Genomic DNA, 21,800 nt, shown 5'->3' on the forward strand with positions numbered 1-21,800 from the left:
TACAGGTAAGCGTTTTTATCAGGACAGTGTGGTCACCAGTTCGAACCAACTATTTTGTTTGTTATCCCCCCTTTGCCCCGAACAATGCCGCTTACAATCATTATTGAATAGCATTTTATAGACAAAGGGCTGTCCATTTTACATGGACAGCCCTTTAATCACAAATCTCAAAAAATGACAATAGGTGTTAACTTTTAACCGACTGACGCCCAACCACTAGCAAACACACATTTCAGCCAGCATTTCATCCAACTTGCTTCGGTCAAACTCACTGGTCACCACTGCCTTACCCACCTGTTCCAGCAGCACCAGTCTCAGGCGACTGTCCAGAACCTTTTTATCCACAGCCATAATGCTGAGAAAGTCATCAGGTGTCATACCTTCCGGGGGAAGAACCGGCAGGTTCGCCTGTTGCAGCAGAACTTTGATCTGTTCAACCTGATCCTGTGCAATATCGCCCAGCCTACAGGAGAGTTCGGCAGCCATCACCATACCTGTGGCAACCGCTTCACCGTGCAACCATTCGCCATAGCCAAGATGCGTTTCAATGGCATGACCAAAAGTGTGTCCAAGATTTAGAATGGCACGAATACCAGACTCTTTTTCATCCTCTGCCACGACTTTCGCCTTATCGGCACAAGAGCGATGAATGGCGTAAACCAGTGCATCCGTATCCCGTGCCATCAGTTTGTCGATATTGGCCTGCAGCCAGGCGTAAAACTCAGGATCACAGATCAAACCATATTTGATGATTTCCGCGATACCGGCAGACAACTCGCGATCAGGCAGGGTAGCCAGCAGATCTGTATCAATGATGACTGCGTTCGGCTGATGAAAAGCCCCGATCATATTCTTACCGAGGGGATGATTGACGCCGGTTTTACCACCCACCGATGAGTCCACCTGCGACAGCACGGTGGTAGGAATCTGGATAAACTCAACACCACGCTGGTAACAGGCCGCAGCAAAGCCAGCCATATCGCCAACAACCCCCCCACCCAGGGCAATCAATGTCGTGGTACGGTTATGACGTGCCTGCAGCAAACCATCAAAAACCGCTTCCAGGGTTTGCAGGTTTTTAAAGGCTTCACCATCTGGCAGCACAATGTCGATAACATCAAAGTCGATAACGTCAAAGTCATTCAGCAGGGATTTCAGCTTATCCAGATACAGGGGGGCAATGGTTTCATTGGTCACTATGGCGACTTGCTTCGCCCTGATCCGGGGCGTCAGCTTTGAAGCATCAGACAGTGTTCCGGAACCAATAAAAATAGGATAACTGCGATCGCCAAGATCAACCGTCAACTCAAGCATTATAATCCTCGACTTCGCTCTACGGTCTTGATGATTTCATGAATCAGGGATTTGGGAGAATACCGTTCCGTATCCAGGGTAAGGTCTGCCAACCCTGCATACAGTGGTTCACGCTCTGCCAGCAGGTTTTCCAGCACAGCCTTGCGGTCAGGTCTTTGCAGCAGCGGGCGCTGTTTGTCCTTTGCCGTACGCTCCAGCTGTGCGGCTACTGACGCTTTCAGAAAAACAACCAGCCCATTGGTACCCAGGTGTCGACGATTCTCCTCCTGAGTGACAACGCCCCCGCCGGTCGCCATTACAACCCCACGTTCTTCACACAATTCACGAATCACCTGACGCTCACGCTGACGGAAGCCTTCTTCCCCTTCAACGTCAAATATCCAGGGTATATTCGCCCCGGTACGAGCTTCAACCTCGTGATCCGAGTCATAAAATGGCAGTCCCAGCTCTTTTGCCAGCATCCTGCCAATGGTACTTTTTCCAGCCCCCATGGGACCAACAAGATAAATATTTGTTAACGGCATGTCTTGTCGCCCGACCTCCTGCCTATGTGTAGGCGAGACTAGCGCATAGTACGAGTGTCTGACAAATAAAAAACGGGAGCACTGCCTGTAAACAATGCTCCCGTTCAGAAAATGTTCGCCCGATATCAGCGCAGCGCGACATTCTCATTAATTACGCGAGGTGTGATAAAGATCATCAACTCAGACTTAACATCTTTGTTTGTTTTTCTCCTGAACAGGGCTCCAACATAAGGGATATCCCCCAATAGTGGAACTTTTGCAGCAGTATTGTTTTTAGTTTGTGTGAACACCCCACCCAAAACAACCGTGGAACCATCTTTTACCAACACCTGAGTATTGACTTCATTCTTATTAATGGTTGGCACACCATTAGGAGCAGGATCGCCCTCAGAGTCGTTAGTCACTTTCACATCCATAATGATACTACCCTCAGGTGTAATCTGCGGCGTTACTTCCAGTGATAAAACAGCATCTTTAAAAGCAACAGAGGTTGCGCCGCTTGAGGTCTTTTCTTCATAAGGTATCTCTTTACCTGCTTTTATAACCGCTTTGGTTTTATCCGCAGTGATCACCTTAGGCTGGGAAACCGCCTCACCTCCACCATCGGAAAGGATAGCGGATAGCTCCAGATTCAGTATGGTGCTGTTTGTGGCAAAACCAATAGCCAGACTGGTTGCGTTGGTGGTGCCTGTACTAAGATCAACAAAGGCATTATTGCCCAGAGTCAGTGACGGATTGGCTGCATCCCCACCTTCAGGAGCGTTGCCACGGGTTGTCCCACCGTCGGCGCTGGCAATGGTACCCCTCCCTCCAAGCCCTATTTTACGATGCTCACCACTGGTTAATTCTGAACTGCCCCCCCACTTAACACCCAGCTCGCGGGAGTAATTGGAGTTAATATTGACAATACGCGCCTCAATCATCACCTGCCGGACCGGAATATCCAGCCGGGTAATCAGCGCCCGTATTTCATCCAGCTTTTCCTGCGTATCTTTCACCAGCAGGCTATTGGTTCTGTCAACCACCTGAACCGAGCCCCGATCCGTCAACAAACCGGAATCATCACTTCCAGACAGAACATCAGCTATTTCCTTGGCATCCGCATAGTTAATCTGAATCAGATCGGTATAGACCGGTGCCAGCTCGCGAATCTGCTTGTCGTTCTCCAGCTGTTGACGCTCTCTGGCAGCAATCTCTTCTGCCGGAGCCACCGTCAGCACATTGCCCTCCTGACGCTTATCCAGCCCCTTGGCCTTGAGTACGATATCCAGTGCCTGATCCCATGGGACATTCTGCAACCTCAGTGTCACATTGCCGGTGACGGTATCGGAAGCCACAAGGTTCAGGTCAGTGAAATCTGCAATCAGCTGCAACACTTCACGCACTTTGATGTCCTGAAAGTTCAGGGAAAGCTTGTCACCCTTGTAAGAAAGACCACGACGACCCCGGTTATAATTCTGCTGAGTAGCCGGTTTAACACTGACCGTCACCACATTATCAGCCTGATAGGCGAGATAATCGAACTCGCCTTTGGACTCAATAACAATCACCGCATTGCCATCTTCCGTTTTGGCGTCGATATATTTCACAGGCGTGGCAAAGTCCATAACATCCAGACGGTTTCTTAAGCGTCCGGGCAATACATTTCCCTGAAACTCCAGACGGATACGTCCGGCGACTTCATTCATGTCCATAGGAATGCCAGCATTGGCCAGCGTAATAACAACATTACCCTCACCTTCCTCACCGCGCTGGAAGTCAATATGGGTGATCCCTCTACCACCAGGTTCTACCATCGGCGCACCTGACTCGGCCACCATGGGGGACAGCCCCGGATCGTTGGAATAAACACTCTGCTGGCTATCACCCCCGAGATAAACATAAAGGGCATTGCCATCATTTTTAGTGGAAAAGCTGGTAGGGGTGCGCAGATTTACAACCAGGCGGGTACGGTCACCCGCTTCCAGAACCGTGACACTCTGGGCGTTATCAAAGCCAATTTCATTATATTTAGCCAGAGAACTGCGGGTATAAGGCAAGTCGATGGATATTCTGGGCGGTTGGTCAACACTGTAGCCTTTTGCCTGTGGGGCAGGTCCGTCAAACATCAGTCTCAACTCCACCATACCACCCGGCAGGGAACCTGCATCCATTTTCTTAAGGGTGACGGCCCAGACCGAAGTTGGCATCCACGCCAGCAAAACAAACAGCAGTATGGCTGCCGAAGTCTGCACTACGGGCTTTGTATTCATCGAAATGCCCCATCCCTGAATTTATTATTATTCTTCTATTCGGCACTGTCAGGGAAAAATCCAGCCTCCTTGTGGACCTTATCCGCTTTGTGCCTTTTGGAGAGGCAAAGTTGAATTTACAGGTTACTGGCCACCCAGAATCAGTGACCGTGGTCGCTCTATCCAGAGGTCATCACCTGCCGGAATAATCTCTATGACCCGAAGCTCCTGTTCATCAATGTAATCAATGCGCCCGTGGTTGCGACCCATATAGTCGCCCACCCCCACACGATGAACACCTTCACTGGTACGCACCAGCCCCCATAATCCATCTTCATTACTGATTGAGCCCACCAGAGAAATGGATTCAATATCGAACTGCTCCAGAAAGCTTTTCTCCCGGGTCAGATTCGGCTTAACGTTACTGTTGATCTGGTGATGATTGGATTTAAGAATGACCGGTGGCTCAAATGGACTACGCATTCCTGCCGCCTGGTAAGCAAAGGCTTCATAAGGCTTGAATTCAGGCAAAGGCTCAATTTTCCCGGTAGGCTTGGCGCGCATTTCCCGCATGTACTGATCAATATCAGCCTTACCCGATTGTCCGCCACACCCCATGACAGACAACATTACTCCCGCCAGAAAAACCCACTGCCACCGTTTCATCATTCGGCCTCCCTATCGTTATAACGATAAGTTCTGGCCACAATATCCATTTTCAGTTTATTGCTGCCAGGCAAAGGGTCAATGGAGAAATCGTGCAGGGTAACAATTCTTGGAAGACTGGCAACACCACTGACAAAACTGCCCAGATCATGATAATTCCCCTTCACGGTAATGCTGATAGGCAGTTCAATATAAAATTCCGTCGTTTTTTCCGGCTGCAGCTTAATGGCCTCAAACTGCAGCCCCGCTCCCCGACCGGTAAAGGTAATGTCTTCCAATAACCCCGGCACTTCTGTATCACTTGGCAGCTGCCTGACCAGCGCACCAAAAGAATCCTCTATCTGCCGCATCTGCTCTCGATAGGCTCCCAGGTTTGCTGACTGAAACGCCTTGGTCCGGAACTGCTCTTTAAGCTCTTTCTCCCTGGCGACTTCCCGGTCAAGCTGGGTTTGAAGCCCGCTCAAATGAAACTGATACCCCAGAAAAATAACCAGCAACAAAACCAGCAGGCAGGAAATGATGCGTATCGGCAGGGGCCAGGCACCCACATTTTCAAAATCCAGATCCGCCAGATCCAGTTCCGACAGATTCAGCTTTTTCAGCGATTCACCAATATTCATGATCTGTCACCATCATCATCAGAGTCGGGGGTAGTTTGCTGAATGGTCAGATCAAATTCATTCTGTCGTTCGCCATTAACGGTAACTTTTCTGACAGCAGTCAGGTTAGGAGCGGCAAACCAGTCGGAGCTGTTAAAATTTCGCATCAGGGCAGATATCTGGTTATTAGACTCAGCAATTCCAACCAGTTTCACTGTGCTGTCTTTCATAGACACTTTTTTGAAATAAACTCCCTTAGGCACCACCCTGACCAGCTGATCAAAAACCCGAACACTAACGGGCCGGTTGCCCTGCAGGCTCTGGATAACCTTCATACGTTCCAGCAGTTGCTCACGTTTTTTGCGAAGGTCCTTAAGTTCAGTAATGCTCTTGTCGAGCTTTTTGATATGACTTTTCAGGTACTGGTTGCGACTGACCTGGGCATCAACAGAACCCCTGCTCATCATGTCGCCAGTGAAAATTACAGCGCCGCCAATCATGGCACTCACTGCCAGTGCGGCCAAAAACCGTTTCTTACGTTCTTCCCTGAGCTGTTCCCGCCAGGGCAGCAGGTTGATTCTGGCCATCAGTCAAAACTCCTCATGGCCAACCCACAGGCAATGGCAAGCGCCGGAGCGTTAGAAGCCAGTTTGCTGGCATCCACTTTTCCGGCCACAGACATTTTTGCGAATGGGTTGGCAACAATGGTTTGTGTTCCCAGCTTTTCCTGCATCAGGGCCGCAAGACCATTCAGGGAAGAAGAGCCGCCCGCAAGAATAATGGCGTCAACATCATTAAACCGGGTGGCCGAGTAAAAGAACTGGAGGGAACGGGAAACTTGCTGAATAATGGCTTCTTTAAAAGGCTCAAGCACTTCGGATTCATAATCCCCGGGCAACCCCCCTTCACACTTGGCTTTTTCCGCCTCCTCAGGCTCCAGCCCGTACCTTCTCTGAATCTCATCTGTCAGCTGACGACCGCCAAACAACTGTTCACGGGTATAAATATTCTGACCTTTACTGAGGACATTAAGGGAGGTATTGCTGGCACCAATATCAATAATGGCCACCACCGGATCATCCTCTGGCAGCTCCAGTAAATCTTCCAGCAATTCAAAAACGCGCTCCATGGCAAACGCTTCAACATCCACCACCTTGGCTTTCAGACCTGCCGCTTCCAGTGCAGACTCGCGCAGTTCTACATTATCCCGCCGACAGGCTGCCAGCAGCACCTCGGCACGCTCCGGATTTTTTTCTTTAAGTCCCAGCACTTCAAAATCAATAGCCACTTCATCCAGTGCGTAGGGAATGTACTGGTCTGCCTCTACCGCAATCTGGGACTCCATCTCGTCATCGCTGAGTGAAGCATCCATTTCAATGGTTTTTGTGATCACTGCAGAACCGGACACCGCAATAGCCGCATTCTTGACCCCGGAACGGGAAAGGGCAACGGCTTTGCTAATGGCTTCACCAACCGCTTCGGCTTCCTGAATATTATTTTCAACAACAGCACCCGGCGTCAGCGGTTGCTCGCCAAACGCCTCAACGCGGTACTTATTACCACTGCGGCTGAGTTCAAGAACCTTAACAGACGTCGAACTGATATCGATGCCCAGGACAGAATTAGATTTATTTTTGAACAGTCCTAACACGGATCTGATCCCTGTTCATTTGTTATAAAGGGTATAATTTCAATTAAATATCAGTATTTGCTATTCCGCAATTACCGAAACAAACGAGACCTGATCCTCACCCCGGACTCACCAGAATGTGACAGCTACGGACACAAACCGCCACAACCACCGGGTAACATCGTCAAAATTATTTCAGGGTAACGTAAACTTCCCCGTTTTGTAGGGCATCAGAGTGTTTTCCCTTTATAATGCCCCCACAGGATCGGCTCAATGAGCTGAGAGGCTCAGATAAACTGGATATCCCGGCAGAATGAAGCGAATGGTTAAATTTTTAAAATTCTTACTATGGAGTGGCCTTGCCGGTGGCGGTGGCGCACTGCTGATCGCAGCCAGTGCCTATCTGTACCTGAGCCCTTCCCTGCCATCTGTTGAAACTCTGCGGGACGTTCACCTGCAAACCCCGCTGCGGGTTTTCACCCGTGACGAGAAGCTGCTGGCCGAATTCGGTGAAAAGCGCCGGACACCGGTTCGTATTGAAGAAACCCCGGAATTCCTGGTTAAGGCGTTTATGGCTGCCGAAGATGACCGCTTCTATTCCCACCCGGGCGTTGACATTGTTGGCCTGGCACGTGCAGCAGTGCAACTGGTATCGACCGGCAGCATTCAGTCAGGCGGTAGTACCATTACCATGCAGGTGGCGAAAAACTTCTTTTTGAGCCATGAACGGGTCTTCTCGCGTAAATTCAATGAAATACTGCTGGCTTTGCAGATTGAGCGGGAACTCGATAAGTCTGAAATCCTTGAACTGTACCTGAATAAAATTTATCTGGGCAACCGCGCCTACGGTGTTGAGGCTGCCGCCCATGTTTACTACGGCAAGTCCATTGACGAACTGAACCAGGCCCAGCTGGCAATGATTGCCGGCCTGCCAAAAGCGCCTTCCCGCTATAACCCGATCAACGACCCGGAAAGAGCCCTGATTCGCCGTGACTGGATTCTTGGCCGTATGCTGGATCTTGGTTATATCGACCGGACCGATTACCAGACAGCGGTCAACCAGCCAGTAACGGCCCGCTACCACGGCGCCCGCATTGAACTACAAGCGCCGTATGTCGCAGAAATGGTTCGTCAGGAGATGATCGAAATGTACGGCCCTGAAGCCTATACAGAAGGGTTTCAGGTGTACACGACAGTCGACAGCTCCCTGCAGGAAGCCGCAAATCAGGCCGTAGTCGATGGTCTTTTTGCCTACACAGAACGGCATGGTTATCGAGGCCCTGTTACCAACCTCAACGAAGCAGACCGTAATCTTGAAATCAATAACAGTGAGATTAAGTCTAACGTTGACGTCTGGAAAGAGGCTCTGAAAAATGCCCGTTCCAACAGAATTCTTATGCCAGCAGTGGTCACCGCCGTTGAAGACAAAACAGCTCATATTCTGCTGCGTAACGACAAAATTGACGTTATCGAATGGGACAACCTGAACTGGGCAAAGCGTTACATTAACGTGAATGCTTTTGGTTACGATCCGAAATCTGCGGGTGAAGTTTTAAAAGTCGGCGACCTGATTCTGGTGCGCAAAATGCCGGACGGTCGTTATCGCCTGAGTCAGGAGCCTGAAGCCCAGTCTTCACTAGTGTCCATGAACCCAGAGGACGGTGCTATCCTGTCCCTGGTGGGCGGCTTCAACTTCTTCGACAGCATGTATAACCGCTCAACCCAGGCTGTAAGACAGGCTGGCTCATCGTTCAAACCATTTATTTATGCTGCAGCCATTAATGAGGGTCTGACCGCTGCCACCATGATTAACGACGCTCCCATGGTATTTGCCGACGAAGGACTGGAAGGCACCTGGCGTCCAAACAACGACAACATGAAGTTCAATGGCCCAATGCGCCTGCGGGAAGGTCTATACCGTTCCCGCAATCTGGTCTCCATTCGATTGCTGCGGGAAATCGGCATCAACCGAACCATTAACTTCCTGGAAGGTCTGGGTTTTGAAGACGGCACCATGGAACGAAACCTTGGCCTGGCCCTGGGTAATGTCTCCATGACACCGTTGCAGCTGACCACCGGTTACGCCACCATCGCCAATGGCGGTTATAAAGTCAGCCCCTATCTGATTGACCGGGTTGAAACCATGGATGAAGTACTGTTCAGGGCTTCGCCAGCAACCGCCTGCCCCGAATGTGAAGACCTGCCGGACAACCCTGAAGAACAGACCGCTGCACAGACAGAAATCTCTGAGGCCGGGTCAGGTTCTGCCATCGTTCTGGCCCAGGGAGACCAGAATCACAATGTCGTTGACCTGACCGGCGAGCGGGACACCCAGCGCATAACTCCTGCTGAACAGGTAATGGATCCGCGGGTTAACTACATCATTAACGACATCATGAACGACGTCATCTGGAAAGGTACAGGCCGTCGTGCGCAGGTGCTGAAACGCCGCGATATCGGCGGCAAAACCGGTACCACCAACGACAGTAAGGATGCATGGTTTGTCGGCTTCAACCCGGAAGTGCTGACCAGCGTCTGGGTCGGCATGGACGATTACACGACACTCGGTCGCTGGGAATACGGCGCAAACGCCGCTCTGCCAATCTGGATTGACTTTATGAAAGTCGCACTGGATGGCAAGCCAGAGCAGCGCCTGCCACAACCGGAGGGCATGGTAACACTGCGAATTGATCCGAAAACCGGTCGCCTCGCACGACAGGGCGACAACGACGCGATTTTTGAAATCTTCCGTCAGGAAAAAGCCCCTACGACGGTGAGTGAAGGCTCTGTACCTTCTCTGGATGACTTTGGGCAGTCGTTTAAGCCTGAAGATTTGTTCTGATTACTTGCCATACTGTGGGTACCACACCATTGGTACCCGGCAGTTTATCCTTTTGCTGTTTTATTGTCTCAACCACACCCAGATTGTAATCGTCACCCCAGTTACTCCTGTCACGCATCATCGCTTCCCGTACCGTCTTCGACGTGGATAAAGAATCTGAGGTCATCACAACCTATTCCTTCCAAATCAATCAAAGTTATATAGACCAATTATTTAATAATGATTGCATCCAAAAGAAATTCTATAAATACCATCAGCGTGGTCTTTATAAAAAGTTCATACTTCTTGCCTGAATAATAATTACTCAACCATATGAATTCATATTTTTTGACTCATTGTTCAGGAAAGGTGTATATGAAAAAAGAGCAGTTTAAAGAATTGGTATCTGACTACGCCCTGGATGGATTGTCTTTGGTGGCATCTATTGTTGACGAGCTGACGAACACAAATATTGGTTCTATGATTTCTGACGGTGTTGCCAATATTTCTGAAGCGGCCGGAAGTTCTGAGCCGGCAAGTACCCCTAATCCTCTTTTTATATCGCACGGACACATTTTTGACGGTCAGTCAAAGATAGTTCAACACTATTTTTTTAACAGGAAACTCAAAAAAATTGGTGGTGGCATTTTTTCAGCGGTAGGAAATCTTGGTTCAGCCGCTACCCAGGTTAATGCCACAGGTATTGCCCGTCACGCAAGGGCCGAGGCCAAAACAATCGCACATATCACCAGATTAAAGCAGCTCTCCAGCCGATTTAGCCAAAGTGAATACCTGACTCAACTATGCGCTGTGCTTCTTAAAATGAAAACGCTAAAAGCCATCAGCCGTGGTGGTCAGCTTGCCGCTGATTGTATTCCCATGTCTATTGCCAGTGGTGTAGTGGGGGCAGCCAGTGGTATTGGCGGTGGTATCGTGGCAAATAAATACAGCAGCCTGGTGTTACAAACCTCAATACTATTACATTGGCGAGCCTTCCAGGAATTACAGTTAAGCTCTACATTTGGCGGTAGTGGACCAGCCACGCAGATGGTACACGAATTATTTGGCCAGACCCTGCGCCGTGGTGCTCCTGACTGGTCAAAAGTAGATAGTTATGTTCGCGACCCGGCAGGATGGACTGTCATTCAGGATAAAATCAACCTGATTTGAGGAAGCCACGCATGGAAAAATGTCCGACCACCCTCCCTCTTGCAGTCTCCTCTCTTGTCAGTTTGGCCGTTAGGCAGCCAAACCTGTTGAACTGATAGTGTATACAGCTGTTGAAATCGACCTGCTGGCTCGCTACAAAAAGGCGTTTGAAAAAGATAACCCTGACGTTCGTATTCTCTGGGTGCGTGACTCTATCGGTGTGATGACCGCTAAATTACTGGCTGAAGAATATAGTCCGGCCCGAAACTTAGCTTTATGCCGTCGTATGCATCCGTGACTTATGATTTGCTCTAATCCTGCCCTTTACCAAGCATCCTTCCTTTGATGACTGCTTCTGCGCTGTATTTTCACCTATTACCCATACGTCAAATGACTAATAAAATCTGTCCTGTTGCACAACACAACTAAACACATTTAAGAAGTATTAAAATGGACAGATTAGTCAAAACCGTTGCCATTGTGGGGTTATCTGGCTTGATGGTGGCTTGTAATAGTGATGATTCCGGTTCATCAACTCCACCAAAACCAGTAATTACCAGCCTGACCAAAGCTGGTGACTTAACTCCTGGCTCGATAGTCAAAGCCATCTCTACTTGTGATGATTGCTCGCCTGAAAACACCAAGTACACATGGGTTGTTGAAAAAGAGGGTGCGATAGATATAACTGAAGACAAATACTTCAAAGTACCAGATGAAATTGCTGGAAAAACAGTCAGATTGATAGCAAAAGCACATGGTTCTGACACTGAAGAGTATGTCGTCTTTCAGCGAGTGACTGTAGACTCTATTTACCAGAATGATTATTCATTTGTAGCATTAAGAGACAATGGAAGTATTGTCGCTTGGGGGAACAATAAGTACGGTGGCGATATCCAAGTCGGGAGCAGTGGTGATTTTAGTTCAGGGATCATTGATATAATCTCCACTCCATATGCCCATGCTGCTCTGAAAGAAGATGGTAGTGTCATGGCATGGGGCTGGGACTATGGCGGCGGTGATATCAATATGGGCAGTGGTGGAAACCTTTCATCTGGAATCAAAAAAATCTTTTCCACACAGCAAGCTTTTGCAGCCCTTAGAGATGACGGCAGTGTTATTTCGTGGGGGCATCCAGAGATTGGCAATGTAAATAATGGATCAGGAGGAGACCTCAGCTCTGGAGTTATTGACATAGTTTATGCTTGGTCAGCATTCGCTGCTCTCAAAGATGATGGAAGTGTCGTTACCTGGGGCTTTGGCTATGGTGCAGATTCAAGTAGTTGTGCCAACTTCCTTAGTTCTGACATTACACAAGTTTTTGGGAATACCTATGCATTTGCAGCATTAAAAGAGGATGGAAGCGTATGTGCCTGGGGTGACCCTAGAGGCGGTGGAGATATCACAGTAGGGAGCGGGGGGGATTTAAGCTCTGGAGTAGTCAATATCATTCCGGGAATAATGACCTTTGCAGCTATTAAAGAGGACGGTAGTGTCGTTGCCTGGGGAAATTCAAGATATGGTGGGGATGTAACTGTTGGCAGCGGAGGAGATTTAAGCTCTGGGGTAAAGCAAGTCATTCCTACAACAAATGGCTGGGCATTTTCAGCTTTAAAGGATGATGGAAGTGTCATTGCCTGGGGTAGTTTTACTAACGGTGGTGATGTCAATTTTGGCAATAAAGGTGACCTTAGTTCTGGTGTTGACAGAGTTGTTGCAGGAACCAGAGCCTTCGCAGCAATAAAAAAAGACGGGAGCGTTGTTACTTGGGGGGGCTTAGATACCTCAGTCGACCCAAATAACCCTGATCTTAATTCCGGAGTTATAGATGTTATTCCAACAAATCCATCTGGTCATGATGGCAGTGCTTTCACAGCGATCAAAAAGGATGGCAGTATTGTCGCATGGGGCGATGAGAGCCAGGGAGGAGATATTACCCACGGTAGCGGCGGAGACCTCAGCTCGGGAGTTAGCCATATCTTCGCTACGAGTACTGCCTTTAGTGCCTTAAAAGATGATGGAAGTGTAGTTGCCTGGGGCAACCTGGAGCGCGGAGGGGACACATCTTATGGAAGCAGTGGCGATTTAACGGCTGAAGTTAAGCAAGTTTACAGTAACCGTAACGCGTTTGCTGCGCTAAAAGATGACGGACAAGTTATTACTTGGGGAAATCTGGAAACTGGAGGTTTCAGTCATCATATTGAGAGTGAATTGCAACCCCACGACATAATTATTGAAAGCAGCCTATGATTGGAAGTGCGCCTTTAATCACCAAAGGCGCACTCTGAAAATCAAACGTCGTCCAAAGACTTCAGCGGATAATGCGCCGGATACCCCAGCTTAGCCACACCTACTCTCAATGGCTGCCTCTGCCACCGCCGCAGACACCTTACCCAGCAAACGTGGGTCAGTTGGCTTTGGAATAATATAGTCCGGCCCGAAACTTAGCTTGATGCCGTCGTATGCATCCATCACTTCCTGTGGCACTTCTTCTTTTGCCAGATCACGAATCGCATTCACTGCCGCTACTTTCATGGCTTCGTTAATGCGGCTCGCACGCACATCCAGTGCGCCACGGAAAATAAACGGGAAACCCAGAACATTGTTGACCTGATTCGGGAAGTCGGAACGGCCGGTCGCCATAATCACATCGGAACGGGCTGCGTTCGCTACTTCAGGATGAATTTCAGGGTCCGGGTTGGCACAGGCAAAGACAATCGGGTTCTCTGCCATCGTTTGCAGCTGTTCAGCAGACAGCAGGTTTGGACCGGAAAGACCCAGGAATGCATCGGCACCCAAGATGGCATCGTCCAGTTGACGACGGTCGGTGTCTACTGCAAACAGGGCTTTATACTGGTTCAGGTCATCACGGCCGGTGTGGATAACCCCTTTGCTGTCCAGCATCAGAATGTTTTCCGGATTCATGCCGCAGCTGATCAGCAGTTTGACACAGGCGATGGCTGCAGAGCCGGCACCCAGACAAACCAGTTTTGCTTCTTCTATCTTCTTGCCTGCGATATCCAGAGCATTCAACATACCGGCAGCCGTTACAATGGCGGTTCCGTGCTGGTCGTCATGGAATACCGGAATGTCGCATTCCTCGATCAGGCGTCGTTCAATTTCAAAACACTCTGGCGCTTTAATATCTTCAAGATTGATTCCGCCGAAACTGCAGGCGATATGCTTTACCGTATCAATAAAAGCCTGAGCGCTTTCTGTTTCCACTTCAATATCAATGGAATCAACACCGGCAAAGCGCTTAAACAGCAACGCCTTGCCTTCCATCACCGGCTTACTTGCCAGAGCGCCAAGATTACCCAGCCCCAGAATAGCGGAACCATTACTGATGACCGCTACCAGGTTGCCTTTGCCAGTGTATTTGTAGGCGTTTTCAGGGTTAGCAGCGATTTCACGTACAGGCTCCGCAACGCCCGGACTGTAGGCCAGAGAAAGGTCCCTGGCCGTCTCCGCTGATTTGGTCAGCGCAATTTCAATTTTGCCGGGTTTGGGATGAGCGTGATAATCAAGAGCCGCTTGCTTCATAATGTTTTTGTTCCAACCTACTCAAGAACAGGGAGAGCTTCAATCAACGAAATAATCAAATCGCTTTGATTGACATTGAACTGGCAGAATATAGGAACCCTATTTTGTGAACAAGCTCAGGCAGGTTAAGAAAAGTACATCTACAGACCAAATTCCACGAAATGGAACCGAATTACTTATCGCTGCAACGGTTTAAATACAATTGCACTGACTTTTACGGGTACTGTTTTCTCTAATTTATGCGCTTAATGGCAGGGGAATGATAGATACCCATAATCCAGGGTTTGTACTTTTTGGATTCACGCTTGCGTGGAGTGCTTTTCATTACCCAGCCTCGGGCTTCAATTTTCCGGCCAATCGCGTTTCTCAGCCAGCGTTCATCAGCACCGGACTTGAGTACGCGCAGCACCAGAGGTCCGTTCAGGTCAACCCAGTAGTAATCGCTGTCGCGGGGCGCACGAACCGCCATGACAATACCGCTGACCAGATGAAAGCCTGACGTCATGGGTTGATGACTGATATCAAGAACAGGGTGTTTTGACCAGACGCCACGTCCCGCTTTTCGGGCATCGTTTTCCCGTTCGGAAAAGCAGTCGTTATAGGCACTGCGATCATCGGGGAACAGCTGGAAAGCCAGCCCTTTCTCCAGCAGTATGGCTTCTACAGAACGACCATCCGGCATAAACAGGTGTGCCAGCACTCTGCCATGCTTATCCTCCCCACGTTCGGCTCTCTGCATCTGCAATCTGGGAGAGTTTTTTAACAATCCTCGCAGGGCTTCCGTCGCCTGATCGCCAAAAGGCTCATCCTTCAGCCCATCGTGTGCTGTTTCCGGAGTATTCACCGAAGCAAGGCGTACCTTTCTGCCATCTTCAAGCCAGAGGGTATCGCCATCAACGATATAATCCCAGACAACGGCTTCTGACCTGCCCTTAATAAAGCAGTTAGCTTCCGCATCCACTTCAGCCCATGAAAAAGGAACGAAAGTACAGCTTAAAAAAAAGGCGCCTACCCAATGGTAAAGCGCCTTTTTTTTAAGCTGCTTTAATCGCAGCAACCTGCCCCCGGGCAGAGAGCCCCGAACGAATACGGGGCTGAGTCTGTCCAGGGTAGGCATACTCACAATTACTTGCGAGTGCTGAGCTTGCCGAAACGCTTGTTGAAGCGTTCGATACGGCCGCCGGTATCCATAACTTTCTGGGTGCCGGTGTAGAATGGGTGGCACTTGGAGCACACTTCAATGTGCAGGTCCTTGCACAGAGTAGAGCGAGTCTGGATTTTGTTACCGCAGGAGCAGGTAACTTCGATCTGGTCGTAGTTCGGATGGATTTCCGGCTTCATGATATCTACCTCAAAAAACGCATGCCGCCACTGCACAGCGCCAACATTATAGCTATACAGCATAAGTATGATGTCGGTTATGGAACAGCACCGCACACAAGCAAGCTGGCGCTTTCAGTCTGAAAACACCAACCCCTGGAAATTGAGGGCGAATCATACCAGAGTATCGGTGTCAAGCAAACCTCCCCTGCTGCCCTTACGGTTCAAGGGCTGGCACCCGATTTCTGTACATTGAGGGTACAACCCGAAATGGACTCAGGGTAAACTGCCAGAACCAGTCAAGAGTCCGCTTCATGAGTTCCAGCAACGACATCATTCTCAGCATTGCTGTCCCTACACCATTGCGTCAGCTGTTTGATTATCTGCCGCCCAAAGGGGTTGATTCAGCCCTTTTGCAACCGGGTATGCGGGTTCAGGTTCAGTTTGGCCCCCGCAGACTTCTGGGCATTATTGAAGCGATAAAAGACCAGTCCGACTGCCCGCCCGATAAACTGCGCCATGCCAGCGGCATTCTTGAAAACAGCCCCATTCTACCTGACAGCATTATGACCCTGTGTCGTTGGGCAGCCAGCTATTACCATTACAGTCTGGGTGAAACCTTATCTCTTGCCCTGCCTCAGGTACTCAGGCAGGGCAAACCCGCTTCAGCAGGCTCCATTACGCTCTGGAAAAGTAGCTGCGAGCTGGACAATGCCCTGAGAAAACAACTGAAAGGCGCGAAACGCCAGCTGCAGGCTCTGGAATTAATCCAGGACGCCCCCCTGGGCATCAGTGAAGTGGAACTGAAAGAAGCGGGAATCAGCAAAACCATTCTGACCAGTCTGGCCAAAAAACAGCTGGCCAGCCGCTGCGAACTGGAAGTCCATGACGAACCGTTTGATTCAGCCACCCAGATTCTCAGGGAAGCCCCCCTGACTCTCAACCCGGAACAGCAGTTTGCCCTGGAAGGTATACTGGAGACACCGTCCTTTCACCCGGTACTGTTAGAAGGGGTCACCGGCAGCGGCAAAACCGAAGTCTATTTACAAGCCATTGCTGCCAGTCTGAAGGCTGGCAGGCAGGCTCTGGTGTTGGTGCCAGAGATTGGCCTGACGCCGCAGACCATTGAACGGTTCAGAAGACGCTTCAGAGTTCCGGTAGTCTGTATCCATTCTGGCCTGAGCGATGGCGAGCGCCTGCAATCCTGGCTGGCAGCCAACCGGACCAGCGCAGGCATACTGATTGCCACACGTTCCGGCGTGTTTACCCCCATACCGAAACTGGGGCTGATCATTATTGATGAAGAACACGACGGCTCCTACAAACAGCAGGATACCCTGCGCTACAATGCCAGGGATCTGGCCATCTACCGCGCTAAAATGGCAGACTGCCCGGTTGTCCTTGGTTCTGCCACCCCTTCGCTGGAAAGCCTGCAGAACGCCCGTACAGGCCGCTACAGCCACATTCAGATGAAAAGCCGCGCCGGTGGCGCTAAAGCCCCAACGATTGAATTGCTGGATATTCGCCAGCAGTTGCTAACCGACGGTTTTGCCCGGCCCATCCTTGACCGTATGCAGCGTACTTTGCAGCAGGGACATCAGGTCATGGTGTTTCTGAATCGCAGAGGCTATGCGCCGTCCCTGATCTGTCATGACTGTGGCGCTATTTCAGACTGCCCGCACTGTGACGCTCACATGACCCTGCACCGTCAGCCACCTCACATGCACTGTCACCATTGCGATTACCAGACCGCTATTCCCTGGGCCTGCCCGTCGTGCCACAGCAAAAAACTGCAACCTGCCGGTCAGGGAACCGAACGCAGTGAACAGGTGCTGTCACAATTGTTTCCTGATTACCCGGTGTTAAGGGTGGACAGAGACTCCACCCGAAGGAAAGACGCTTTGCCTGCATTGCTGGATAAGATCAATGAAGGCAAGCCCTGCATTCTTCTGGGTACTCAGATGCTGGCCAAAGGTCATCACTTTCCGGGGGTTACGCTGGTTGCCATTATCAACGCTGACGGTGGGTTATTCAGTTCAGACTTTCGGGGGTTGGAAAAAACCGGCCAATTGATTATGCAGGTGACAGGGCGTTCAGGGCGTGGACAGATGCCCGGTCATGTGATTATCCAGACCCACAATCCTCAGCACCCGGCACTGCAGATGCTGTCGATGAACGATTACACACGCTTTGCCAACAGCCTGTTCAGCGAACGACAGCATTTGCGCCTGCCGCCCTGTGGCTATCTGGCTGTATTTCGCACCGAGTCTGCCTATACGCAGGACGGGATGGCTTTATTAAAGCAGTTACGGGAGCTGGTCTTACAACACTTTGGAGAAACATCGTCGCTCACCCCGCTGGGGCCTCTGCCTGCCATTATGGAAAAGCGTCAGGGGCGTTTCCGGCAGCAGCTGCTGTTGCAGTCCGGTGAACGACCGGTTCTGCACCGGGCGCTGAAATACCTGGTGAGTTATCTGGATGGTTTAAAGCTGCCAAAGCACCTGCGCTGGACGCTGGATGTCGATCCTCAGGAAATGACGTGAAAGGCTTAGTTCTTACAGCATCCGGGCCATTGCCTGCATCTGTCCCCGCTGAAAGTTCTGCATGGCGGATGACCGGGCAAAATCCAGATAAGCCCTGATCTCGTTATCCGGCAAACTGCGATAGGTGTAGAGATAAATGTTACGCATCTCATCACTGATCCCTTTGCGTATAGCCGGCTTTTCCCTGGCCTTGAGAATTTCCGGCGGACGTGTGGGATATCCGTTCTGCACCGGCATGATTTCACGCAGCAATCGCTGAGCCCCCACAGACGCACTGGCCACCAGTTCGGTACCCAGCTCTTCGGCATCCATGGTTTCCATCAACTCTTCAATCAGGCGAATCCGGCTGGTACGGGGCAACTGCTGACTCAGCTTCTCTTCGATATACCCCTGCATACGCAAACGGTTGGCGGGGTCGTTGGCAGCCATTTCAAGGAACAACACCTTCTGGCCCAGATTAGAATTGTACCAGTCCAGAAGCCTGAGCAGCTCTCCGACACTCAATGCCTCATCCAGGGTAGCCAGCATGGAAGACCGGTAAAACGTGCGACTGTACCGCACCTCCACCACCCGGTTGACAGTGTTGATTACGGTTTCTGGCAGTGCGTACTCCTCACGGTTCAGCGTCATACTGGCACGCACCCAGTCAAGCTGCCGCTCCAGCTGGGCATTATCATAAAGCTCATTAAGAAGAACCTGTTTATCGGCGGAGAATGCCTGACCAGACGACAGCAACAGTATGATCAGCGCAACAGCAAATCCTTTTCTGTTTACGCTCATAACCAAGCCATAGTTAGAATTGTTAAAAAATAAACGAACGACTACCCAACAACTCTTCCAACAATAACGCCAAACAGGGTTAATCGTAAAGTTTCGACGTAATGGCCGTGACGGCCGTTTCTACTCTGAGGATTCTTGAGCCAAGGTGAATGCGTTCAAAACCCGCCTCTTCCAGTTTTTCAACCTCGTAAGGTATAAAGCCACCTTCCGGGCCAATCGCCAGTACCACTTCATCCGAGATCTGGTGTGGGCAGGAAATGCCCCCCACTGGGTGCGCCACCATTCCCCGCTTGCCGGCGACCATAGCGGGCAAACGATCTTCAATAAACGGTTTAAAGCGTTTTTCCTGAATCACTTCCGGCAATACCGTATCACGAGCCTGCTCCAGCCCCAGCACCAGCTGTTCATGAACCTTTTCTTCCGACAGCCAGGGGGACTGCCAGAAGCTTTTTTCAACCCGGTAGCTGTTCATTAACACAATGCGCTTCACCCCAAGGGCTGTCAGATGCTGAAGGCTGCGTTTCAGCATCTTGGGTCTGGGCAGTGCCAGCAATACGGTGAGAGGTAAAGCCGCTGGGGGCTGTTCCGTCAGAGACACATCCATTTCCATAAAATCAGCCGACAGGGCAGTGATTGTCCCCTCCCCCATCAGGCTGTTGACCCGTCCAACCCGCAGCGTGTCACCCACCTTTGCCTGATGCACACTCAGTACATGCTGCAGCTGCCGCCCCTGCAGTTTAACCAGAGAGTCCGATACAAAGTCGTCAGGTGTCAGCAACAGTAAATTCATAAATGCGCAAAGTCAGTAAAGTGATCAAATTGGACGCTTATTGTCCGGATTTACAGCCAGGGAGCAAGTCACACACCGCTCTGCTCTGGTTACTGAAAGATGGTTGCTGAAGAATGGATACTGGCTACTGCAATGGAACAGCCAGCAAATGCTTATAACTATAATAACGTCTGCAGGGGAATAAGGTTCTACAGGAGCATAAACATGATAAAGGGATTTTCTGACACGCTGTCATCCGGACTGGGGGCAAAGGGTAAGGATATTAAAGGACTGCTGACCAGCTGCGTCAGCTTGATTGGTAAAGACGCCGACATCTTTAAGCTCGCTTTTCGCATGACCCTGTTCAAAACCATAGCCATGACAATGTGCCTTGCCTGTGTCTACTACTTCATGATTGCTCAGGACTATCTGACAGGAATGCTGTTAATTCTGCTCACTCTTATGGCCGGGCCGGTATTTTCATTTATTCAAATGAGGTACAAAGCCGTTGGGTCATGGATGATTTACGATATTCTGCAGGGAAAAGACACCGATATATCCAGTGGTACCAGAGCTATAAAGGGCATGGGAGTCTCTTTATTTCTCTACTCAATCATTGACTATATGGTCAGATCAAAAAGCTCTGAAGGCTCTGACGAAGATTCAAATGCAGGCAGTAGCTTTTTTACCAGCCTGTTGCTGGGTGTTTTCAGTGAGGTCTGGGATCTGGTAAAAAATTTCTCCATGCCTGCTATTGTGATTGATCAGTCAACCATTCGACAGGTACCGGAGAAGCTGTCCCTTATCAAGAAAAACGTACCGGGAGCCATGGTGGGCGCGCTGGGTATTGACCTGATTGGCAGCCTTATTGGTTCCCTTTCCCTGGTGTTGTTTCTCCCCGCCCTGGCTTTGGGGGCAGGTGTTGGCTATTTGGGTCACTCTCTGTTTCCGGAAAGCTGGCTGATTCTGACAGACAACAATGAGGTGGTTGTTAATACACTGCCAATATTTATATTGTTGTTCATCAGTTTTGTCCTGTCTTCGCTGTTCACTTCCATTGTCGACATCGTTAAAACTTCTTATTTCACAACGTTTTACATAGCGCTCACCCGTCCCGACGACATTCAGGAAGAGCTGCGGTCGAAGGTGACCCATTATCTTGATTACGAAGGCAAGACCGATAACTACACATTCTTTAAAAAACAAGTGCCTGAAGATGAAAAAGGCTATGACTTAAATCCACAGACAGGCGATGACCAGAAAATCATTAGCCGGCTGGCCAATACCTTCAAAATCAATATCAAAAAGGGCATGACTAAAGAAAAAATCCATCAGGCTCTGCTGAAAAAGGGATATTCCAGGGAGCAACTGGATGCAGCCTTGAAACTTTATCAGGCGCATATCAATAAAAGAAAACGTAAACAACCATAAGTGAATGAAACAACAGAGATAAGGTTTCGCTCTTCTGGTCTCAGAGAAGCGCGACACCTTTGCGATATTCATCAATGATGATGTCAATTTCAGCAAGTAGTCTGCGCGCCAGCTGTTTGTCATCCATTTCGGCGATGGCCGCTTTCAGGTCATCAAGGTCTTCAAACCCTTCTGACAGAAGCGATTGCAATGGTGTCAGGCAGAATTCGCGGGCAATGACATTCAATTCGTACAGAATCACCTCGAAAGGTACTTCAAAGGGATTAAACTCCCGGGTAACCTTTCGTTCGGAGTCCTGACCAGACGAGTTACTGGCTGAGGGCTGGGGATACGACATACTTCCTCCCTGAGTACTGCAGCTCTTTTTTGTGGCTCTTTTTTAACTATCTCATAAACACAATAGACAAATATGAGCCGACCGGGCTGCCAACTGTATGACTTCTCCCTGCCATAAAAAACCAGTCTGAAAAAGGAGTCAAAGCG

19 protein-coding genes and 1 pseudogene are annotated in these 21,800 nt (G+C 49.8%); 6 read left to right on the forward strand and 14 right to left on the reverse strand.

Annotated elements, in window-relative coordinates; genetic code table 11:
• Positions 1–216 precede the first annotated feature (216 nt).
• The 7 genes from aroB to V5J35_RS07105 form a co-directional block, all read right to left on the reverse strand.
• Positions 217–1,314, reverse strand: coding sequence for a 3-dehydroquinate synthase (gene aroB / locus V5J35_RS07075; protein ID WP_354010574.1), 1,098 nt, complete (start codon positions 1,312–1,314; stop codon positions 217–219).
• Positions 1,314–1,838, reverse strand: coding sequence for a shikimate kinase AroK (aroK, locus tag V5J35_RS07080; protein ID WP_354010575.1), 525 nt, complete (start codon positions 1,836–1,838; stop codon positions 1,314–1,316). Before aroK ends, aroB begins: the two co-directional genes overlap by 1 nt.
• Before the next feature lie 125 nt (positions 1,839–1,963).
• On the reverse strand, positions 1,964–4,090 hold the full coding sequence (locus V5J35_RS07085; protein ID WP_354010576.1) for a type IV pilus secretin PilQ: 2,127 nt from the start codon (positions 4,088–4,090) through the stop codon (positions 1,964–1,966).
• Positions 4,091–4,213: 123 nt separating this feature from the next.
• The gene (locus V5J35_RS07090; RefSeq protein ID WP_354010577.1) at positions 4,214–4,738 is read right to left on the reverse strand and encodes a pilus assembly protein PilP; all 525 of its coding nucleotides are present in this window, start codon (positions 4,736–4,738) and stop codon (positions 4,214–4,216) included.
• Complete coding sequence (locus V5J35_RS07095) at positions 4,735–5,355, reverse strand: type IV pilus inner membrane component PilO (RefSeq protein WP_354010578.1); 621 nt, start codon at positions 5,353–5,355, stop codon at positions 4,735–4,737. Before V5J35_RS07095 ends, V5J35_RS07090 begins: the two co-directional genes overlap by 4 nt.
• Positions 5,352–5,921 carry a PilN domain-containing protein gene (locus V5J35_RS07100; protein ID WP_354010579.1) on the reverse strand — a complete coding sequence of 190 codons (570 nt, stop codon included), beginning with the start codon at positions 5,919–5,921 and terminating at the stop codon, positions 5,352–5,354. Before V5J35_RS07100 ends, V5J35_RS07095 begins: the two co-directional genes overlap by 4 nt.
• Entirely contained in the window at positions 5,921–6,985 is a 1,065-nt protein-coding gene (locus tag V5J35_RS07105; RefSeq protein ID WP_354010580.1) for a pilus assembly protein PilM, read from the reverse strand. The genes V5J35_RS07100 and V5J35_RS07105 overlap by 1 nt, the downstream gene beginning before the upstream one ends.
• A gap of 301 nt (positions 6,986–7,286) precedes the next feature.
• On the opposite strand from V5J35_RS07105, the gene V5J35_RS07110 reads away from it, so the two are divergent.
• On the forward strand, positions 7,287–9,806 hold the full coding sequence (locus V5J35_RS07110; protein ID WP_354010581.1) for a penicillin-binding protein 1A: 2,520 nt from the start codon (positions 7,287–7,289) through the stop codon (positions 9,804–9,806).
• On the opposite strand, the gene V5J35_RS07115 is transcribed toward V5J35_RS07110, so the two are convergent.
• Positions 9,784–9,972, reverse strand: a complete 189-nt coding sequence (locus V5J35_RS07115; RefSeq protein ID WP_354010582.1) for a hypothetical protein — start codon at positions 9,970–9,972, stop codon at positions 9,784–9,786. The genes V5J35_RS07110 and V5J35_RS07115 overlap by 23 nt on opposite strands.
• A 188-nt stretch (positions 9,973–10,160) precedes the next feature.
• Here V5J35_RS07115 and V5J35_RS07120 point away from each other — a divergent pair, with 188 nt between their 5' ends.
• The 3 genes from V5J35_RS07120 to V5J35_RS07130 all read left to right on the forward strand — a co-directional run bounded on the left by V5J35_RS07120 (position 10,161) and on the right by V5J35_RS07130 (position 13,181).
• On the forward strand, positions 10,161–10,955 hold the full coding sequence (locus V5J35_RS07120; protein WP_354010583.1) for a hypothetical protein: 795 nt from the start codon (positions 10,161–10,163) through the stop codon (positions 10,953–10,955).
• A 97-nt stretch (positions 10,956–11,052) separates the two neighbouring features.
• The gene (locus V5J35_RS07125) at positions 11,053–11,232 is read left to right on the forward strand and encodes a hypothetical protein (protein ID WP_354010584.1); all 180 of its coding nucleotides are present in this window, start codon (positions 11,053–11,055) and stop codon (positions 11,230–11,232) included.
• A 152-nt stretch (positions 11,233–11,384) separates the two neighbouring features.
• Positions 11,385–13,181, forward strand: coding sequence for an RCC1 domain-containing protein (locus tag V5J35_RS07130; RefSeq protein WP_354010585.1), 1,797 nt, complete (start codon positions 11,385–11,387; stop codon positions 13,179–13,181).
• Between the two features lie 41 nt (positions 13,182–13,222).
• Here the strand turns inward: V5J35_RS07130 and V5J35_RS07135 are convergent.
• From V5J35_RS07135 to rpmE, 3 genes and pseudogenes are all read right to left on the reverse strand, one after another.
• Positions 13,223–14,474, reverse strand: a pseudogene (locus tag V5J35_RS07135) (malic enzyme-like NAD(P)-binding protein).
• Positions 14,475–14,706: 232 nt separating this feature from the next.
• Positions 14,707–15,591 carry a thermonuclease family protein gene (locus V5J35_RS07140; RefSeq protein ID WP_354010587.1) on the reverse strand — a complete coding sequence of 295 codons (885 nt, stop codon included), beginning with the start codon at positions 15,589–15,591 and terminating at the stop codon, positions 14,707–14,709.
• Between the two features lie 8 nt (positions 15,592–15,599).
• Positions 15,600–15,815 (reverse strand): 50S ribosomal protein L31, encoded by a 216-nt coding sequence (gene rpmE / locus V5J35_RS07145; RefSeq protein ID WP_354010588.1) that lies wholly within the window; start codon positions 15,813–15,815, stop codon positions 15,600–15,602.
• A gap of 293 nt (positions 15,816–16,108) precedes the next feature.
• Here rpmE and V5J35_RS07150 point away from each other — a divergent pair, with 293 nt between their 5' ends.
• Positions 16,109–18,337, forward strand: coding sequence for a primosomal protein N' (locus tag V5J35_RS07150; protein WP_354010589.1), 2,229 nt, complete (start codon positions 16,109–16,111; stop codon positions 18,335–18,337).
• A gap of 12 nt (positions 18,338–18,349) precedes the next feature.
• On the opposite strand, the gene V5J35_RS07155 is transcribed toward V5J35_RS07150, so the two are convergent.
• Both V5J35_RS07155 and V5J35_RS07160 read right to left on the reverse strand, forming a co-directional pair.
• Positions 18,350–19,117, reverse strand: coding sequence for a DUF2059 domain-containing protein (locus V5J35_RS07155; RefSeq protein ID WP_354010590.1), 768 nt, complete (start codon positions 19,115–19,117; stop codon positions 18,350–18,352).
• A 79-nt stretch (positions 19,118–19,196) separates the two neighbouring features.
• Positions 19,197–19,907: a 16S rRNA (uracil(1498)-N(3))-methyltransferase gene (locus V5J35_RS07160; protein WP_354010591.1), complete on the reverse strand. Its 711-nt coding sequence runs from the start codon at positions 19,905–19,907 to the stop codon at positions 19,197–19,199.
• A 204-nt stretch (positions 19,908–20,111) separates the two neighbouring features.
• On the opposite strand from V5J35_RS07160, the gene V5J35_RS07165 reads away from it, so the two are divergent.
• The gene (locus tag V5J35_RS07165) at positions 20,112–21,317 is read left to right on the forward strand and encodes a hypothetical protein (RefSeq protein ID WP_354010592.1); all 1,206 of its coding nucleotides are present in this window, start codon (positions 20,112–20,114) and stop codon (positions 21,315–21,317) included.
• 40 nt (positions 21,318–21,357) lie between these two features.
• Here V5J35_RS07165 and V5J35_RS07170 read toward each other — a convergent pair whose 3' ends face one another.
• Positions 21,358–21,654: a hypothetical protein gene (locus V5J35_RS07170; protein WP_354010593.1), complete on the reverse strand. Its 297-nt coding sequence runs from the start codon at positions 21,652–21,654 to the stop codon at positions 21,358–21,360.
• Positions 21,655–21,800: the final 146 nt, after the last annotated feature.

This window comes from Endozoicomonas sp. NE40 (assembly GCF_040549045.1).
GTDB classification, from domain to species: Bacteria; Pseudomonadota; Gammaproteobacteria; order Pseudomonadales; family Endozoicomonadaceae; genus Endozoicomonas_A; species Endozoicomonas_A lisbonensis.

Coding starts and splice junctions, on each gene's coding strand:
- V5J35_RS07150 (WP_354010589.1), top strand. CDS start 16,109: ATGAGTTCCAGCAACGACATCATTCTCAGCATTGCTGTCCCTACACCA.
- V5J35_RS07085 (WP_354010576.1), bottom strand. CDS start 4,090: ATGAATACAAAGCCCGTAGTGCAGACTTCGGCAGCCATACTGCTGTTT.
- V5J35_RS07160 (WP_354010591.1), bottom strand. CDS start 19,907: ATGAATTTACTGTTGCTGACACCTGACGACTTTGTATCGGACTCTCTG.
- V5J35_RS07090 (WP_354010577.1), bottom strand. CDS start 4,738: ATGATGAAACGGTGGCAGTGGGTTTTTCTGGCGGGAGTAATGTTGTCT.
- V5J35_RS07120 (WP_354010583.1), top strand. CDS start 10,161: ATGAAAAAAGAGCAGTTTAAAGAATTGGTATCTGACTACGCCCTGGAT.
- V5J35_RS07170 (WP_354010593.1), bottom strand. CDS start 21,654: ATGTCGTATCCCCAGCCCTCAGCCAGTAACTCGTCTGGTCAGGACTCC.
- V5J35_RS07165 (WP_354010592.1), top strand. CDS start 20,112: ATGATAAAGGGATTTTCTGACACGCTGTCATCCGGACTGGGGGCAAAG.
- V5J35_RS07140 (WP_354010587.1), bottom strand. CDS start 15,591: ATGCCTACCCTGGACAGACTCAGCCCCGTATTCGTTCGGGGCTCTCTG.
- V5J35_RS07100 (WP_354010579.1), bottom strand. CDS start 5,921: ATGGCCAGAATCAACCTGCTGCCCTGGCGGGAACAGCTCAGGGAAGAA.
- rpmE (WP_354010588.1), bottom strand. CDS start 15,815: ATGAAGCCGGAAATCCATCCGAACTACGACCAGATCGAAGTTACCTGC.
- aroB (WP_354010574.1), bottom strand. CDS start 1,314: ATGCTTGAGTTGACGGTTGATCTTGGCGATCGCAGTTATCCTATTTTT.
- V5J35_RS07115 (WP_354010582.1), bottom strand. CDS start 9,972: ATGACCTCAGATTCTTTATCCACGTCGAAGACGGTACGGGAAGCGATG.
- V5J35_RS07155 (WP_354010590.1), bottom strand. CDS start 19,117: ATGAGCGTAAACAGAAAAGGATTTGCTGTTGCGCTGATCATACTGTTG.
- V5J35_RS07130 (WP_354010585.1), top strand. CDS start 11,385: ATGGACAGATTAGTCAAAACCGTTGCCATTGTGGGGTTATCTGGCTTG.
- aroK (WP_354010575.1), bottom strand. CDS start 1,838: ATGCCGTTAACAAATATTTATCTTGTTGGTCCCATGGGGGCTGGAAAA.
- V5J35_RS07110 (WP_354010581.1), top strand. CDS start 7,287: ATGGTTAAATTTTTAAAATTCTTACTATGGAGTGGCCTTGCCGGTGGC.
- V5J35_RS07095 (WP_354010578.1), bottom strand. CDS start 5,355: ATGAATATTGGTGAATCGCTGAAAAAGCTGAATCTGTCGGAACTGGAT.